Source organism: Mucilaginibacter sp. McL0603 (assembly GCF_049992945.1).
Classification (GTDB): Bacteria; Bacteroidota; Bacteroidia; order Sphingobacteriales; family Sphingobacteriaceae; genus Mucilaginibacter.
Map to the genome: position 1 here is coordinate 4,359,055 of NZ_CP188251.1, position 18,692 is coordinate 4,377,746.

Genomic DNA, 18,692 nt, shown 5'->3' on the forward strand with positions numbered 1-18,692 from the left:
GGATGATAAAAAGACTATTTGCTACGCTCATTATCTCTTTTGGTTTGTTTGTTAGTTGTTATGCGCAAGACATTGTTCAAACCAAACAATACCCAAAAAACTTTTTCAGATATCCCTTAGATCTTCCACCAAGTACCGCAGGTTCATTCGGCGAGTTAAGGCCCAACCATTTTCATTCGGGGCTTGATTTTAAGACTAACAGTCGGACAGGTTATCCCGTTCATGCGGCCTACGATGGCTATATTTCGCGGCTAAGAGTACAATTTGGAGGCTTTGGCAATGCTATTTATATCACCCACCCTAATGGTTATACTACCGTTTACGGGCATATTGAACGTTTTAGTCCCGAGCTGGAACAACTGGTACACAACATGCAATACCAGCAACAAAGTTTTGAAGTTGATTTTAATTTGCCACCCTTACAGGCAAGGGTTTGTAAAGATGATGTGATCGCATGGTCTGGAAATGCAGGCGCATCGGCAGGGCCGCATCTTCATTTCGAGATCAGGGACACCCAAACCGAGCAAACTATCAACCCGCAGCTTTTCGGATTAACTATACCCGACAGGGTGCCCCCTACCCTTGGCACAATTTGTATCTATCATTTAGGCGATGCACCGTTCAGCGAAAAAACACCACGTCAGTTTATGGCGGTAGCAGGTGCAGCAGGCCATTACCACCTGGCAAAACCACAGGTGATTAATGTCATCGGTGAAACAGCATTTGGCATTACTGCTACAGACATGAATAGCGCCTCATTTAATCATAATGGTATCTATTCTATCGAACTGAAACTGGACGGGACAACGGTTTATACATTTGCAGTCGAGCGATTTGCCTTTGATCAAACACATTCTATCAATGCTTATATTGATTACCCCACATTTTTAACTTCCCACCGCTTTATACAAAAGTGTTTCATACTACCCGGCAGCAAAATATCGCTTTACCCGCAATCCATTAATCGTGGTTTGATCAATTTTAATGACGATGCCGTACACGAGATTGAGTATGTGGTAAAAGATATAGCAGGCAATACATCATCATTAAAATTAAAGGTAAAATCAACCCAGCCTAAAGTTATCCAAACACTCAATCCAGCAACTACCACATTATTTCGCTATGATAAACAAAATGAGTTAAGTAATGATAAATTAAAAGTGATTGTTCCTGTTAGCAACCTGTATGATGATCTGAATTTTACCTGGTCAACGCTGCCAGAAAAGCCGGGCACCTTCTCGAATGTTTACCGTATCCATAATCGCCTTACGCCTATTAATGATACTTATGAATTATGGATAAAGCCTGACGCATCTATAAGCAAATATATCGGTAAAGCTGTGATTGTGAATACAGATGGCGTTTGCGAAGGAGGTACTTATGACGATGGTTTCATCAAGGCCAGTGTACGTACATTTGGCGATTATTATATCAGGGTAGACACAGTGCCACCAGCTATACATCCATTAAATATCAGGAACGGAAGCAATATGGCTGTTATGCAACGTATAGCCTTTAAAATTGGCGATAACCTATCAGGCATAAAAAGCTATGCCGGCAAAATAGACGGCAAATGGGTATTGATGGAATGGGATTATAAGACCAAAGTATTAAGCTATAAATTTGATAAGGATATCACTCCCGGTAAACATATATTTGACTTAACGGTTACTGATAATAGAGATAATATTTCGCAATTTACAGCTTACTTTTTCAGATAATATGGCAAAACCAAAAGAGGGCGAAAAGGCCCCTGACTTTACCGCAAAAGATCAGAACGGCAAAACCGTTTCCCTATCCGATTTTAAAGGCAAAAATGTAATACTTTATTTTTATCCAAAAGATGACACTCCCGGATGTACTGCCGAAGCATGCAGTTTCCGTGATAATTATCAATCATTACTTGGGAAAGGATTTGCAGTAATTGGTGTAAGTACGGATGACGAAAAATCACACAAAAAATTTGAGACTAAATACAGCCTGCCTTTCCCGCTGATAGCCGACGCTGACAAGAAAATTGTTGAAGAGTACGGCGTTTGGGTTGAAAAGAATATGTATGGCAAAAAGTATATGGGCACAGCACGAACCACGTTCCTGATAGATGGCAATGGCGTGATCAGCAAAGTGATCGATAAAGTGGATACACAAAACTCATCGCAACAGGTAATCGATTTGTTACAATAAATAAATTATAGCTATTTTCGCCGTCGGCACAGTAAAAATATAAACAGTAATAAATGTCGGTACAGGTTGATGATGCAGAGATATTGCGCAAATTTCAGGATGAAAAGACCCGGAATGAGGCGTTTAACTTGCTATTAAAAAAATACCAGCAAAAGCTTTATTGGCATATTCGTCGTATGGTAATTGACCATGATGATGCAGATGACCTGATACAGGATACTTTTGTTAAAATATGGAAAAACCTTCCGGGTTTCCGGAGCGATGCTCAATTATACACCTGGATGTACCGTATTGCCACAAATGAGTGCATTACATTCCTGAATAAAAAGAAGCAAAAAAATAATATCCCGTTGGATGATGTAGCTTATGAGTTGGCTGATACATTGGCTGATTCAACCTATTTTAATGGCGACCAGGCACAGCTTAAATTACAGCAGGCCATATTAACATTGCCCGAAAAGCAGCGTCTGGTGTTTAATATGAAGTATTATGATGATATGAAGTATGAAGAGATGTCCGAAGTACTGGGAACAAGTGTTGGCGCATTAAAGGCATCCTTCCACCTTGCAGTAAAAAAAATCGAAGCATTTTTATTATCAAGAGATTAAATTTTAATTTTACTTTAAACCTTTGGACATTAGTTTCATCTATATAAAGATATGAACAGCGAAAGAGGAAATAGGGAATGGCTAAATGATTATCTGTCACTTAAACAGGTTAACTCAAGTAACCCGTTTACGGTGCCTGATGGCTATTTTGATGGACTGGAGCAGCAGATCGTGTCGTTTATTAAATTGGATGAATTAAAGAACGATGCCGCGCCTTTACAAGGATTTACTGTGCCCGAAAATTATTTTGACGAACTGAGTGCTAATATTAATGCCGGTATAAGTATTGAAGAGACCCTTGATAAAGAAGCTACAGGATTTGCTGTACCGCAAGGTTATTTTGAGGAATTGAGTGATAATATTAACGCCCGCATAAATATTGAAGAGGCTCTTGATAAAGAATCCACAGGATTTGCTGTACCACAAGGTTATTTTGAGGAGCTGAGCCAGCAAATACAAAGCAGGATAACGGTGGAGGAGTCTTTAAGCGAATCTGATGAAGCATTCGCTATTCCAGATGGCTATTTCAATAAGCTTATCGAAAATATATTAGATAAGACTGTTAATCAACAGGAAAGCATTAAATCAGAAGTTGTTGTAAAACAAAAAGGCATTATAAGGCAATTGTTTACATCCTCTGCCTTTAAATATGCTACAGCGGCCTGCCTTACTTTAGCGGTGGGCGCAACTATCTTTTTAAGCCAGAATAGCACCAGTGTGGTAGACGAGCATAACAGTTCTTTTTTACATAGATCGTTGTCGACAATACCAGTTGATGAAATAAAGAACTATCTTCAACAAAATGTTGATGCCACAGATACTCGTACATTAATTGACGAAAGCAAACAAGTTAACGCAGGTAATTTAAGCAATGATCTGCAAGATGAATTAGACACCAGTCAATAACATGTACAAACTGGCCAAACATATCTTTATCATATTTCTATTACTGAGCTTTGGCTCCAAAATCTTCGGACAGGTGCCACGTCCTGTCTATCGTCGTCCACCGAATTATCAACAACGGGTGATTATAAGACAGCAAGGCGGTATTAATAAGGTAGAAGAAATAAGGGAGCAATATATAAGCAAAAGACTTAATCTTTCAGCGGATGAATCGCAAAGGTTTTGGCCTATTTTCCGTCGATACGAGGATGCGATGAAAGCCATACGGGTTAAAAAACGTTTAAATAATTCAAAATCACAGGCTAACGGTACCGAGCAGATACAGAAAGAGCTGTTTTATGAAAGTGAATTGGTTAACACCCGTAAATATTACACCGATGAGTTTTTAAAAATATTACCTCCCGAAAAAGTGAGTGAAATATTTAAAAGCGAACGTGAGTTTACTGATGAACTAATAAAGCAGCTTACAGAGCGTAGCGAGCCTGTAAAACCCAATCCATAAAATTTGCAACGATGATATTTATAAGGCTTGTATACTCAGGTATGCAAGCCTTTGTTATTTTTGTACATGCTTACCCTTCGCCAGCTTTTTTTAACCAACAATGCTCAAACCACTGATTTCCCTCTCCTGCTGGAATTTGATCGGGCAGAAGGAGTTTATATGTATGATGCGGCAGGGAAAGCCTATATCGATCTGATATCGGGCATTGGAGTAAGCAGCCTCGGTCATAGTAATCCTTACGTGATCAATGCTATAAAAGAGCAGTTGGACAAATATATGCACCTGATGGTTTATGGTGAATATGTCCAATCACCCCAGGTACGTTTTGCTGAAAAGCTGGTGTCTGTACTTCCTGCAGATTTAAATTCGGTATATTTTGTTAACTCGGGAGCAGAAGCAGTAGAAGGCGCCCTTAAACTGGCTAAGAGATATACAAACCGCACCGGAATCATATCTTGTTACAATTCCTACCATGGCAGCACACAAGGGGCATTAAGTGTAATGGGGAACGAGGAGTATAAACAAGCCTATCGTCCGCTCCTACCAGGCGTTAATTTTATTGATTTTAATAATATTGAGGACCTGGAACTGATCACCGAAGAGACCGCTTGTGTAATTATCGAGACGCTGCAAGGTGAAGCCGGTATCCGCGTACCGGATAAAACTTACATGCAGGTCTTAAGAAAACGCTGTACTCAAACCGGCGCCTTACTAATACTTGATGAGATACAGGCCGCCTTTGGGCGTACAGGCAAACTATTTGCCTTTGAGCATTTTGATATTGTGCCTGACATATTGTTACTGGCTAAAGCATTAGGTGGTGGTATGCCGGTGGGGGCATTTATTTCTTCTAAAGAAGTAATGTCAGCATTGAAAGAGAATCCTATACTTGGCCATATCACAACCTTTGGCGGGCATCCTGTATGTTGTGCTGCGGGATTAGCCGCACTTGAAGTATTGCTAAATGAAAACTTGGTAGAGCAGATAGATAGTAAAGCCGATCTATTTCTTCAATTATTGATACACCCTGCAATTAAAGAAGTCCGGGGTAAAGGCCTGATGCTTGCTATCGAACTCGAAAACTTTGAACTAAATAAAAAGATCATTGACCGATGCATTGAAAATGGTGTAGTGGTCGACTGGTTTTTGCATTGCAGCAACTCCATGCGGATTGTACCTCCGCTCATCATTAGTCATGATGAGATCAGGAAAGCTTGTGAGGTAATTATCGAAAGTATTAATTACTGTACTTCTGAAATGGGAGGTATATAAACAAATAAAGAGGGTTAAAGCCCCTCCTTATTAATTAACTCTTAACTGATCTTAAATACTGAAATAAAGAACAGCTTTGATTTGAAATCTTCAGTATCTAACTGTCCGCAAAAGTAGTATCCCGTATTTTAAGTCTATGTTATGATTAGATGATGTAATACGTTATGCCTTCTTATCAAAACTTATACATTCTTTTAGTTCCTTTTCAGTATAAGCCATGTTGTATTGTTTTAATACATCATCAGGTACGCCATTCCATTGATTAGGCACATTACCCATGTAGCCCACATCTTTTCCGCCTATTTCGGAAGTATAAAATCCGGTTGCGGTAAGGTTGCGCATCAGGTTAAAAAAGGCAACACCCTGGTGCATTTCGGGCTTTGCTTTTTTAGGCCATGCTATTTCGTCAACCATTTCCATTTGCTGGGTATGGTTGCAATCATTAAATGCTTTATCAAAACGTTTCAGACATTGCATATTCAGCCAGCGCAGGCCGCCACGCATAGGTACCTGGTGCTCGGGCATGTCCTTTACAATAAACTCTATAAAATCCGGCACTTTTGCATCAGATGCATTACCGCTTACTTCATCCTTCGGGATAATAATATCGCCTAATGTGGTAATAGTAGTCATTTCACTCGCAGTGAAAAACTTAGGCTCATCTGCAATCTTCTTATCAGCCAGCTTTTCTTCAGCCATCCTGTCTGGTTGGTCAGGAATTTTACCGGCGCCTTCTTTATTTGCAGTTTCTTCCTTAGCAGGTTGTTTACAAGCATCCAGCAATACCGAGGTTGATATACCACCAACGATCAGGGCTTTAAGGGAATCTCTTCTATCCATGATAAAGGATTAAATATTTTGTTTCTTTAATTGATCAATTATATACTCAGATGCACGCATAGAAAGCGCCAGTATTGTCCAGGTTATGTTTTTATCCGCCTGCGATACAAACTGTCCGCCATCCACGCAAAACAGGTTCTTCACATCATGTGCCTGGCTGTATTTGTTTAATGGTGATTTTTTAGGATCGTTACCCATACGCACCGTTCCGGCCTCATGAATAATGTTGCCCGGGTTATGCAATCCATAGTTATTATGCGGACCATCATCACCTCCCCATGTAACCACTGCACCCATGCTATGCAATATCTCTTTAAAAGTCTCCTTCATATGCTTAGCCTGGTTGATCTCATAGTCGCTCCATTTAGTATTAAAGCGCAACACCGGGATACCATATTTGTCCACAACATTAGGGTCTATTTCGCAATAGCTATCTTCTCTTGCAATGCCTTCTCCCCTGCCTGCCATCCCAACGTGTGCTCCAAAGAAATAACGGTAATCTTCTTTCAATGATGCTCCGTAACCTCCAGCTTCCTTTTGTTTGCCCTTAATTTTATAAGCTCCGTTAAGATTCTCAATACCCCAGTTAAAACCGTATAATGGCATTCCGAAACCACCACCGTATTCGATATGATAACCGCGTGGGAAATCCAGTTTTTTGTTATCCAACCACCATGGGGTATAAACGTGCATACCACCTACGCCGTCTTCATTATAACGTTTACGGTCGAACAATTCAGGTATAATACCCCCCATATCAGCACCGGTTGAATCATGCAGATATTTGCCTACTGCTCCGCTCGAATTACCGATACCATTAGGATACCTGGTCGATTTTGAATTAAGCATTAACCTGGCACTTTCGCAGGCACTGGCCGCCAATATCACCGTGCGCCCGAAAACCTGGTATTCCTGCATATCTTCTTTATTGACATAAGCAACACCAGTGGCAAGCCCTTCCCTGTCAGTCAGCACCTCACGCGCCATGGCATTTACGATCAAATCAACATTTCCGGTCGCAACAGCAGGTTTTACTAATACTGATGATGATGAGAAATCACCGTAAACCTTACAGCTACGACCACATTGGGCGCAAAAAAAGCAAGCCTCGCGGTCTTTATTTATCTTTTTGGTCAGGATAGATAAGCGCGATGGAATAACAGGAACATTAACATGGCTTGCTGCTTTTTTAATGAACAGCTCATGAAGTCTTGGTTTCGGTGGTGGCAAAAATATACCGTCCGGGTCATTGTATAATCCTTCATTAGTGCCAAAAACGCCAATTAATCTATCTATTTTATCATAATAAGGTTTTACATCTTCATAACCGATCGGCCAGTCGTCCCCTAACCCATCAATACTTCGTCTTTTGAAGTCTTTTGGTCCGAAGCGCAGTGATATCCTTCCCCAGTGATTGGTACGTCCACCCACCATACGCGCACGCCACCATTCCCAGTTACTGCCATCTTTTTGTGTATATGGTTCGCCATCTATTTCCCATCCCCAATAGCATCCGTCAAAATCGCCAAAGGGCCTGAACTTAGTACTTGCACCCCTGCGTGGAGAATCCCATGGATTTTTTAATTGAGAAGAATTTTCACGGGGATCATAATTCGGTCCGGCTTCGAGTAAACAAACTTTTAAGCCTGCATTGGCCAGTACATATGCAGCCATGCCGCCACCTGCTCCCGAACCAACAATAATCGCATCATATTTTTTTGATTGCTTTTTGATCTGGATGTCGTCCATTAGATGTTATTTAAAATAAAAGAGGTAATAAAAAGTAGTCATCACAAATCTACATTTTGATTTCATTTTTTAAAATCATGCAATGGCATCAATTGTATTTAGTTTGTTACTTATCCGGTTTAATTTGGTACATTCGTAAACATCCCGGATGTATTTACTTTCACTATAGCTGTTTCCGCATAAACAGCACGATCCACTTGACATTATAAAGAAGCAGGTTTCAGTCAGGATTGGCTGAAAACATTCCTATTAGTTTATAAATTATACTTATAATTAACTGGCATGGTTTATGCAAAATATACTATACTGTAATGGTTTATTGCTAAAAATGTATTGAAACTGCGATTTTATATGCACTGATGCACTTTTTTTAAGCCATTACTTAAACAATAATATACACTTACGTGTTCTTTTAGTAACACCTACAAAAACAGGATATTATCTATGAAAATTGCCTATATATCTACCTACCCTCCACGTGAATGCGGCATTGCAACCTTTAACCAAAATTTAATGCGTGCTATAAATGCTAATTATTCTCAACGCAAGAAGTTGTCGGATGGGGGCTTTGTAGTGGCACTTAACGATTCTGAAAGCCTGCAGGAATGCGAATATCCGGAGGAGGTAAAATATGTGATCCGTCAGAACCAACAAGAGGATTATATAAAAGCGGCAAATTACATTAATACAAGTGCGGCTGATGCATGTATAATGGAGCATGAATTTGGTATTTATGGCGGTGAAAGCGGCATATATATCCTCCCGCTTATACATAGGCTTGAAAAACCTTTGATATCCATATTACACACCATACTAAAGGAACCAAGTTATGTACAGCGAATCATTATTCGTGAAATTGCTGAGCAATCATCAAAGATCGTTGTGATGAGCCAACGCGCTGTTGAATTCCTGACTACTATATATGATATTCCTGCCGAAAAATTACAGATCATTGAACATGGTGTGCCCGATCTGGAAGCACCGGAAAATAATCCTGTTAAGCAGCTTAACGTCTTTAAAAACCGTCGTGTTTTATTGACCTTTGGTTTGATAAGCCGTAATAAGGGACTAGAGACTGTAATAAAGGCTTTGCCTGCTATAGTTGAAAAACATCCTGATGTAATGTATGTAATTTTGGGCAACACACATCCGGGTGTAATTAAGAGTTCGGGAGAAGAATACCGTGATCATTTAAAAACGCTGGCCGCCAAACTCAATGTATCCAATCATCTGGCGTTTATCAATAAATTTGTATCGGAAGAGGAATTGATCGACTATTTAACTGCGGCAGAAATTTATGTAACGCCTTACCATAACGAGGCGCAAATCACCAGCGGGACATTATCATATGCAGTTGGTGCAGGCGCTGCTGTAGTTTCAACACCATATTGGCATGCTACTGAATTGCTTGCTAACAACCGCGGCCGGCTATTTGACTTTAAAGATTCTGATGCATTGGCTTGTATAGTAAATGAATTACTTGAGCATGACGCAGCACTGAAAGAATTAAAAGAAAATGCTTACGAATATGGGTTGCACCTACGTTGGCCAAATACCGGCGCTGAGTTCATTAAAGTGGCGCAAACAGCATGTCTTACTCATGATTTCAGCGATAAAATATTTAAAAATAGTATTGTTGATCCTGAGGTCATGCCGAAATTCAGTCTCACCCATGTACTGCGCTTAACGGATGATACAGGTATTGTACAACACGCAAAATATGGCATACCCAATTTAAAAGAAGGTTATTGTTTGGACGATAATGCAAGGGCGCTCATTATGGCCCTGATGGCTTATCAACGGAATAAAAGCAAGGAGGCTTTTGAACTTTTACCTGTTTATTTGAGTTACATCCACTATATGCAGACCGATGATGGCAATTTTAGAAATTTCCTGAGTTTTAATCGCCAATATCTGGATGAAATTGGTTCTGAAGATTCATTCGGGCGTACGATATGGTCGTTAGGTTACTTAATAGGATGTGCTGCCAGCAACTCTTATCGTGAATTTGCTATAGAATTGTTTCAGAAATCGATACCGCATTTTAAGTCTTTGCAACATTTAAGAGGAATGGCCAATACCATCATAGGACTTAGCTTGTACTTAAAAGCATTTCCGACTGACGAGGGATTGGTAAATGAACTGGTAAGGCTTACTCAACCTTTGATTGATGCTTACGAACAAACCCAATCTGCAGATTGGCAATGGTTTGAGGATAAAATGACCTATGATAACGCCATATTGCCGCTCGCACTACTGTACTCATGCGAAATTACCGGGAATGAGAAAGCCAGGCAGATCGCACTTAAAACAATGGCCTTCCTGGACAACCTGACTCTTTCAAACGGATATTTAAGCCCGGTTGGGAATGATGGCTGGTATTACAGAGGCGGTACATTCCCTACTTTTGATCAGCAGGCCATTGAGACAATGGCTATGGTGATGATGCATTTCCAGGCTTACCAGATATTTAAAAAACCCGAGTATATCGAGAAAATGTTTTTATCCTATAAATGGTTCCTTGGAGAAAATACGTTGCGTGCTCCTTTGTACGATCATGAAACCAAAGGTTGCTGCGACGGCTTACTACCAACAGGCATTAACCGTAACCAGGGAGCAGAGAGTACGCTGGCTTACCTGATATCGCATCTTACCACATTGAACGCATTTGAACTGGAATATGAATACGATAAGCTTGATCAGCGACTCGAGGCCTGCTAAATGAAAGTAGCCATATTAGCTCCTGTTGCCTGGCGTACTCCGCCCAGGCATTACGGCCCGTGGGAACAGATCTCGTCAAATATTGCGGAAGGACTGATAAAAAAGGGGATCGATGTCACACTTTTTGCCACTGGTGATTCTATTACTACCGGTAAATTGGATGCCATTTGCGAAAAAGGCTATGAAGAGGACAGAGACCAGGATGCCAAGGTATTGGAATGCCTGCATATCAGTAACCTGATGGAAAAGGCTTCAGATTTTGATATCATCCATAATAATTTCGATTTTCTGCCGCTCACTTATTCCAGACTGATCAAAACGCCAATGATCACTACTATCCACGGCTTTTCGTCGCCTAAAATCGTCGCAGTATATAAGAAGTATAATGCTACAAATCATTATGTATCTATTAGCAATACTGATCGTAGTTCTGAATTAAATTACCTCGCAACTGTTTATAATGGTATAGATACCACTGATTTTGAGTTTGTTCCGCAATCAGAAGATTACTTGCTATATTTTGGACGTATACACCACGACAAAGGCACTGCCGAGGCAATTGATATAGCAAAAAGAAGCGGGCATAAATTGATCATTGCCGGTATTATACAGGATGAAAATTACTATAGGGAAAAAATAGGACCCCGATTGGGTGATCAAATTGCGTATGTTGGCCATGCAGGTCCTGAAAAAAGAAGGGATCTTTTAGGAAAAGCAAAGGCCTTATTGCACCCCATTAATTTTAATGAACCATTTGGTTTAAGCGTGGCTGAAGCTATGCTATGCGGCACACCTGTCATAGCTTTTAACAAAGGTGCGATGCCTGAATTAATCGTGCATAATAAGACAGGTTTTTTGGTAAATAATATTAATGAGGCAATTGAGGCAGTTGATAATATAAACCAAATCAACAGACCAGATTGTTACGAATGGGCAAACTCAAAATTCTCAGCCAAAAAAATGACCGAAGATTATCTCAAACTATACTGTCAGATCCTCGCTTAACTTGCCCAATCATCCCTTAATTTATCGATCAGCTCATCCATATCTGCCTCGGCAAAGGCTGTGGATGAATCAGAAACACCATAAGGAATGATGAGTTTATTATTATGTATTATGGCGCCACACGAGTATAAAACGTTTGGTACATATCCTTCACGCTCTTCACTGTTAGGTATCAGGAGTGGTTCTTTTAACCTTCCAATTTCAATTGTAGGATCGTCCAGCTTCAGCAAACTTGCACCCAAAGCATACTTCCGCATAGGCCCTACACCGTGCGTGATCATTAACCAGCCATGATCGGTTTCAATGGGCGATCCACAATTGCCTATCTGTATAAATTCCCATGAAAACTTGGGTTGCTGCAGTAAGACGGGTTCTTCCCAGATATTGATCTTATCAGAGTACATAATGTAATTATTACAGCCATCAATACGCGATATCATGACGTATTTGTCATTTATTTTCCGTGGAAACAATGCAAGGTTCTTGTTCTGTGCACCTGCGCCATATAAGGGCATTATCCTGAAATTATAAAAATCGTTCGTCTGTAATAGTTTGGGCATAATCAGCGAACCATCATACGCTGTGTAGGTAGCGTAATAAGTAGATGTGCCGTCTGCATTAAAAAACTTAACAAAGCGTGCGTCTTCAATTCCCTTTCGCTCATACTCAGATATTGGGAATATTACCCTGTCTGATATATCCGTGTCCATTGAAAACACGATCTCGTAGTATGAATCAGCCAGCCATAAAATTTTATCGTACTCCAACCGCAGCATATCATTCTCCTGTAATTGCTGCGAATCTTGTATAATGCGGCGGAGGTTTGAATATTCAAAGTGAACGTCGAGCTGCGATTCCACTTCTTTCAGAACGTCAATATTGATCTGGGTAGTTACTGCCTTCTCGAAAAACAGCTTTTTATTATAAACAGCATTTCGAACAATTTCGGCCTCATCAATATAATTGCCAGATGGAATAACCTGTATGTTATTAAACTTATCAATAAGAGCCCGTCTGAAAGTAATAGATGAAATATGCCCCTCGCCTACTGCCCTGAAGCTAATGATCACACGCCTCTCACCATCTTGTAGTTCGCTCTGATCCGGATCTTCTACAATGGACGGATTAAAAAACGCTGCTGATTCTATTGAATATTCATGTGTAAAATAAGAGCCAATCAACAATTTACGATAAACAGTAAGTGTATCATAATCTATGTTCAACTCGGCAAATAAAGGCTTTAGTTTGCTGCAATGACGGCTTAAGATACGGGTAATATTACGGTGACGCTTGGAATATTCCTGCAATATAGGTGAAACAATGCCGAAAGTAATTTCCTCATCTATACTCATCACTCGCTGTATCACTTCTTTTGCTCTATCATTCCCATTAAAAAAGAATCTGGCTATAACACGTTTAGGATCGGGATTAACTCTTACAGGTTTTCGTTCAACGGAAATTCTCATACAAACAATATGGTTTATTCATTAACAGCATCGCACTAAAATTGATTGATATAATTTCACAAAGCTTAAACTTTACACGAATAGCCTTTAGATCATGCTATTACGCTTAACCAGGTAGGCCTTCAGTATACTATTATAACCATCATGAATGTTTGCGTCGATCAGGTCGATATGGTATTGGGCACATTTCAATTCAAGCTGATGACGGTAATTATCAAGATTTGCCCGGTAAGCTTCGCGTATTTTGTTAGGATGCACTTTGATCTCCTCGCCGCTTTCTATATCTACAAAATGGTGTGGGCGGTTGTCAAAATCAAAGTCCAGTTCCTTTTTCCGGTCGTTTACATTAAATATAACTATCTCGTGCTTATTGTATTTTAAATGCTGTATAGCAGCAAAAAGTGCCTTTAGCTTTTCATCACTGTATCCGTTCTCCAGCATATCACTAAAAATAATGATCATTGATCGCTGGTGTATCTCTTCAGCCACATGATGCAGTACTCCTGTAATATCAGTAGTTGCGTTTGTTTTTGGTTGATTGTAGGCTTTTTCAAGCTCGGCATACAAGTAAAATAAATGCTTTGATGTAGACCTCGCTGCACTTATCCAATCTATCTTATCCGAAAAAAGACACAATCCAAAAGCATCACGTTGCTTTTTGAATAAGTAGGCTAGTGAAGCCAGTGCATAAATGGAAAATTGTAATTTATTGATTCCCCTATCCGGGTAATTCATTGATGATGAAGTATCCAGCAGCATATAACAGCGCAGGTTGGTTTCTTCCTCAAACTGCTTTACAAACAGTTTGTCTGTGCGGGCTAATAATTTCCAGTCGATATTTTTTACCGATTCGCCATTGTTATATAACCTGTGCTCGGCAAACTCAACAGAAAACCCATGGAACGGACTTTGATGCAGACCCGTTATGAAGCCCTCAACTACCTGCCGGGCCAGCAACTCAAGGTTAGCCAGCTGCCGTATTTGTTGTTCGTCACTTAGTTTGGGCATAATCGCTAATGTAAGGCAACTGATTTATGTATTCAAATAAAAACTTGCCGATCCGATATTTATTATCCAACCACTATTCTTTATGCGATCATAATAGTGCAAAACAGAACGGCCCGTCCTGAATAACATTCAAGACGGGCCGTTCTATATTTTTATTTATATTAAGCTAATTGCTTGTCTAACTTACCCGCAAGTACTGATTTTGGCACAGCACCAATTTGCTTATCCACTATTTCGCCTTTATTGAAATACAATAAAGCAGGAATATTGCGGATGCCGAACTTCATAGATATACCTGGGTTGTTATCGACATTTACTTTGCCTACAACTGCTTTGCCGCTGTATTCTTTTGCAATTTCTTCAACTGCTGGACCTACCATACGACATGGACCGCACCATTCTGCCCAAAAGTCAACTAAAACCGGTTTATCTGATTTGAGAACAAGTTCTTCAAAGTTTGCATCAGTTATTTCTAAAGCCATGATCTTTTTTAATTTTAAATTATATCTTACAAATATATACTATTCAAATAGTTTGCCACAAGTACCACTGTGACAATGTGACAATCGTATTATTTACGCATGACACTGTAACCTTGCGGTGACAATAAATGTAGCGTTTTGTCAGAACGATACTAAAATTACTTATTAACACCTGACTAACTGACTATAACTTTATTAACAGCTGTATTATTTAAGTACCGGCTCTGCATTGGTTAAACTCTGTATCTCAGCCATCAGATCGTCACTTGGGTTTACTTTAAAAGTTTTTGAAGGTAGTTCAACAAGTATTGACTCCTCTACATCCTTCACTAAAAACCGAAGGGTACAATTTTTAACGGGATATTTTTGGTTATTATTTTCTAAAATTTGCTCTATTTCATCCATTAGCTGGCTGTTAAGCGCATTCAGTTCAAGGCAAACGGTCATAGACTTCATCAGCTTATCCCGCATTTCAGACAGTAGTGACATCGAAGCTATACGCAGATCCCAGTTATCCTTTTGCCTGAATTTCTCTTCGATATTACCTTTTAGGTGTAAAAAGTAACCATCAACCAGCAAGTTTCTGAATTTGATATAATCTTCGCCAAATAAGGCAAATTCATAGGAATCATTATAGTCTTCCAACACAAATGTACCGAACGGTTTACCGGTCTTTGTCATTTTATGCTGAACATTTGCAATCAGTCCACCCACACTCAAGTCCACCCTCTTACGCAGTTCTGCAAAAGCTGCCTTTATATCATCACCGCCTTCACCTGAACGGGCTTTTTGCATCAGTTTAAGGTCGGATACTGTAGTATTGCAATAGCGTTGCAACTCCAGTTTGTAATTATCCAACGGATGCCCGGTCAAATAAATACCGATCACATCCTTTTCATATTTCAATTTCTCTATCAACGGCCACTCTTCCGCCTCTGGCATAGGTGGTTCCGGGATATAAGACGCCACCGAACCTCCAAATAGTGATGATTGCGAACTGCTTTGGGTATTCTGATAATCGTTAGCATATTTGTTCAGGCGTTCTACTCCTGTAAGTATGCCATTTTCAGTCTTCGCAAAAAATTGGGAACGGTTTAGTTTAAACTCATCAAAAGCCCCGCTATAAACTAAATTTTCGTACGATTTTTTATTTACAGAACGAATATTAGAGCGCCTGGCAAAATCATATACCGATTGGTATGGTCCGTTTGCTTCACGCTCTTCAATAATACTTTCTATCGCTTTATCACCTACCCCCTTAACACCGGTAAGTCCGAAACGAACCTCGCCTTTTTTATTCACGGCAAATGCCATATCCGACTCATTGATGTCCGGACCCAATACATGTACTCCCATCCGGCGGCATTCTTCCATAAAGAAAGATATCTTTTCAATGCTGTTCTGGTTATTCAATACTGCAGCCATGTACTCTGCCGGATAATGCGCCTTTAAATAAGCAGTCTGATAAGCCACAAAAGCATAGCAGGTGGAGTGCGATTTATTGAACGCGTATTGCGCAAAAGCCTTCCAGTCGTTCCAAATCTTGGTTAGTTTATCCTTAGGATGCCCTTTAGCGGTTGCACCGTTCATGAACTGGGCCTCCATCTTGTTCAGCACCTCTATCTGCTTCTTACCCATTGCTTTACGCAATACGTCGGCATCTCCCTTACTGAAGCCTGCCAATTTTTGCGATAAAAGCATCACCTGTTCCTGGTAAACGGTAATACCATAGGTTTCGCCCAGGTATTCTTCCATATCGGGCAGGTCGAAAGTGATCGGTTCCTGTCCGTGTTTACGTTTTATGAAGTTAGGTATATACTCGATTGGGCCCGGGCGATAAAGCGCGTTCATGGCGATCAGGTCCTCAAACTTATCGGGCTTCAGATCGCGCAGGTACATTTGCATACCGTCACTTTCAAACTGGAACGTGCCATTGGTATCGCCCCGCTGATAAAGTTCGAAAGTTTCCTCATCCTCAAGGGAGATATAGTCTATGTCGATGTCATTGCCATGATTCTGTTTGATCAGCCTTAAAGCATCCTTAATAATAGTTAAGGTTTTAAGACCCAAAAAGTCCATCTTGATTACACCGGCATCCTCAATCACTCTACCATCAAATTGAGTTACCAGCAGATCAGAGTCTTTAGCAGTAGCTACCGGAACAATATCAGTAAGGTCATAGGGTGCTATAATAATACCAGCCGCGTGTACACCAGTATTACGTACCGAGCCCTCCAGTTTTTCAGCTTCGCGGAGCACAATACCTTTCAAACCGGGATCTTTATATATCTGCTGCAGCTCTGGTACCTGGTCAATAGCGCCGCGTAGCGTAATACCCAAAGTTTCGGGCACCAGCTTCTTCATGGCACTTACTTCCGATAACGGCATATCCAGCACACGGCCTACATCCTGTATACTGGTACGTGCAGCCATTGAACCGTAGGTTATGATTTGCGCTACCTGATTTTTGCCATATTTTTCAACTACATAGTCTATCACTTTTTGCCGGCCTGCATCATCAAAGTCCGTATCAATATCGGGCATCGACTTACGATCTGGATTCAGGAAACGTTCGAATAGCAGATTATACTTTAATGGATCGATATTGGTGATCCCCGTACAATAAGCAACTACCGAACCGGCTGCCGACCCACGGCCCGGGCCAATAAAAACACCCATATTGCGCCCTTCTTTTATAAAGTCGGCTACGATCAAAAAGTACCCGGCAAAACCCATGGTACGGATAGTGAAGAGCTCAAAGTTGATGCGTTCTTCCGCTTCAGGGCTTATATCTTTATAACGCTCCTTTGCACCCATAAAGGTGAGGTGCTTTAAATACTCCCACTGGTTCAGGGTGTCAGCATCAGGCGTGTTATGTATCTTAAATTCTTCAGGGATAACGAAGTTGGGCAGTAAGATATCCCGCTTCAGCTTTAATACTTCAACCTTATCTACTATTTCGTTAGTGTTATCTAAGGATTCAGGCAGATCATGAAACAGCTTGCCCATTTCTGCCTGGGTCTTAAAGTAGAACTGATCGTTTGGAAAACCGAAACGATACCCTTTGCCACCTTCCTCATCGGTTGCTATGGGCGTACTTTGCATATCACCTGTGTTAACACAAAGCAAAATATCGTGCGCGTTTGCATCCTGCTGATCCACGTAATGCGAATCATTAGAGCAGATCACTTTTACATTATATTTTTTGGCATATTTTAAAAGTACTGCGTTAACAGTATTCTGCTCAGGAATATCGTGTCGCTGCAGTTCTATGTAATAATCCTCGCCAAAAAGATCCAGCCACCATTTAAATTCCTGTTCCGCTTCATCTTCACTTTTCTTCAGTATGGCTTGCGGTACTGATGCCCCAATGCAACAGGTAGTAGCAATTAATCCCTTATGGTATTTTAGTACGAGTTCCTTATCTATACGCGGCCATTTGCTGTAAAGCCCCTCCATATAACCTAAAGAACACAGTTTTACAAGATTTTTATAGCCTTCGGCATTTTTTGCTAAAAGCAATTGATGGCACCGTACATCCTTTTTATCCTTGGTAAATTGCTTTTTATGGCGATCATCCACCACATAAAACTCACAGCCTACAATAGGTTTTACATTATGCTTGCCTGCTTCAGCAACAAACTTGAACACACCAAACATATTGCCATGGTCAGTAATTGCCAATGCTTTCATCCCATCAGCGGCTGCTTTTTTATACAATTTGGATATATCAGCAGCACCGTCTAATAAGGAGAACTGGGTGTGAACGTGTAAGTGCGAAAAATCAGGCATAACTAATCTGTTTCAACTATTCCGGGTGAATACAAATCTATTAAAAAACAAGTTATCGCTGACAGTTGTTGAAAAACTATATCAATGTTATTAAATTGAGTAAATTGGATTTTCAACCCAAGCTCTTTGATACCATTGTAGTTATAAAGCAACCATTGAA

General features: G+C 40.3%; 14 protein-coding genes. 8 read left to right on the plus strand and 6 right to left on the minus strand.

Annotation, left to right across the window (positions count from 1 at the left end):
* The first annotated feature begins 2 nt into the window (after positions 1-2).
* From ACPPVU_RS19955 to ACPPVU_RS19980, 6 genes are all read left to right on the plus strand, one after another.
* A complete protein-coding gene (locus ACPPVU_RS19955) occupies positions 3-1,721 on the plus strand; it encodes a M23 family metallopeptidase (protein ID WP_426668461.1) in 1,719 nt (572 codons plus the stop codon).
* 1 nt (position 1,722) lies between these two features.
* The gene (gene bcp / locus ACPPVU_RS19960; protein ID WP_426668463.1) at positions 1,723-2,184 is read left to right on the plus strand and encodes a thioredoxin-dependent thiol peroxidase; all 462 of its coding nucleotides are present in this window, start codon (positions 1,723-1,725) and stop codon (positions 2,182-2,184) included.
* A gap of 53 nt (positions 2,185-2,237) precedes the next feature.
* On the plus strand, positions 2,238-2,792 hold the full coding sequence (locus ACPPVU_RS19965) for an RNA polymerase sigma factor (protein WP_426668465.1): 555 nt from the start codon (positions 2,238-2,240) through the stop codon (positions 2,790-2,792).
* A 51-nt stretch (positions 2,793-2,843) separates the two neighbouring features.
* Positions 2,844-3,698, plus strand: a complete 855-nt coding sequence (locus tag ACPPVU_RS19970) for a hypothetical protein (RefSeq protein ID WP_426668467.1) — start codon at positions 2,844-2,846, stop codon at positions 3,696-3,698.
* Position 3,699: 1 nt separating this feature from the next.
* Positions 3,700-4,197, plus strand: a complete 498-nt coding sequence (locus ACPPVU_RS19975; RefSeq protein ID WP_426668468.1) for a hypothetical protein — start codon at positions 3,700-3,702, stop codon at positions 4,195-4,197.
* A gap of 66 nt (positions 4,198-4,263) precedes the next feature.
* Entirely contained in the window at positions 4,264-5,469 is a 1,206-nt protein-coding gene (locus ACPPVU_RS19980) for an aspartate aminotransferase family protein (protein ID WP_426668470.1), read from the plus strand.
* 162 nt (positions 5,470-5,631) lie between these two features.
* Here ACPPVU_RS19980 and ACPPVU_RS19985 read toward each other — a convergent pair whose 3' ends face one another.
* Both ACPPVU_RS19985 and ACPPVU_RS19990 read right to left on the minus strand, forming a co-directional pair.
* Entirely contained in the window at positions 5,632-6,309 is a 678-nt protein-coding gene (locus tag ACPPVU_RS19985; protein ID WP_426668471.1) for a gluconate 2-dehydrogenase subunit 3 family protein, read from the minus strand.
* Between the two features lie 9 nt (positions 6,310-6,318).
* Entirely contained in the window at positions 6,319-8,058 is a 1,740-nt protein-coding gene (locus ACPPVU_RS19990; RefSeq protein ID WP_426668473.1) for a GMC family oxidoreductase, read from the minus strand.
* A 444-nt stretch (positions 8,059-8,502) separates the two neighbouring features.
* Here ACPPVU_RS19990 and ACPPVU_RS19995 point away from each other — a divergent pair, with 444 nt between their 5' ends.
* On the plus strand, positions 8,503-10,779 hold the full coding sequence (locus ACPPVU_RS19995) for a glycosyltransferase (protein ID WP_426668474.1): 2,277 nt from the start codon (positions 8,503-8,505) through the stop codon (positions 10,777-10,779).
* Positions 10,780-11,784 carry a glycosyltransferase family 4 protein gene (locus tag ACPPVU_RS20000; protein ID WP_426668475.1) on the plus strand — a complete coding sequence of 335 codons (1,005 nt, stop codon included), beginning with the start codon at positions 10,780-10,782 and terminating at the stop codon, positions 11,782-11,784.
* On the opposite strand, the gene ACPPVU_RS20005 is transcribed toward ACPPVU_RS20000, so the two are convergent.
* From ACPPVU_RS20005 to dnaE, 4 genes are all read right to left on the minus strand, one after another.
* Positions 11,781-13,250 carry a glycoside hydrolase family 130 protein gene (locus ACPPVU_RS20005; protein WP_426668476.1) on the minus strand — a complete coding sequence of 490 codons (1,470 nt, stop codon included), beginning with the start codon at positions 13,248-13,250 and terminating at the stop codon, positions 11,781-11,783. The genes ACPPVU_RS20000 and ACPPVU_RS20005 overlap by 4 nt on opposite strands.
* Positions 13,251-13,337: 87 nt before the next feature.
* A complete protein-coding gene (locus ACPPVU_RS20010; protein WP_426668477.1) occupies positions 13,338-14,258 on the minus strand; it encodes a DUF58 domain-containing protein in 921 nt (306 codons plus the stop codon).
* Between the two features lie 161 nt (positions 14,259-14,419).
* A complete protein-coding gene (gene trxA, locus ACPPVU_RS20015) occupies positions 14,420-14,740 on the minus strand; it encodes a thioredoxin (RefSeq protein WP_426668478.1) in 321 nt (106 codons plus the stop codon).
* Between the two features lie 207 nt (positions 14,741-14,947).
* Positions 14,948-18,532: a DNA polymerase III subunit alpha gene (gene dnaE, locus ACPPVU_RS20020; RefSeq protein ID WP_426668480.1), complete on the minus strand. Its 3,585-nt coding sequence runs from the start codon at positions 18,530-18,532 to the stop codon at positions 14,948-14,950.
* Positions 18,533-18,692 lie beyond the last annotated feature (160 nt).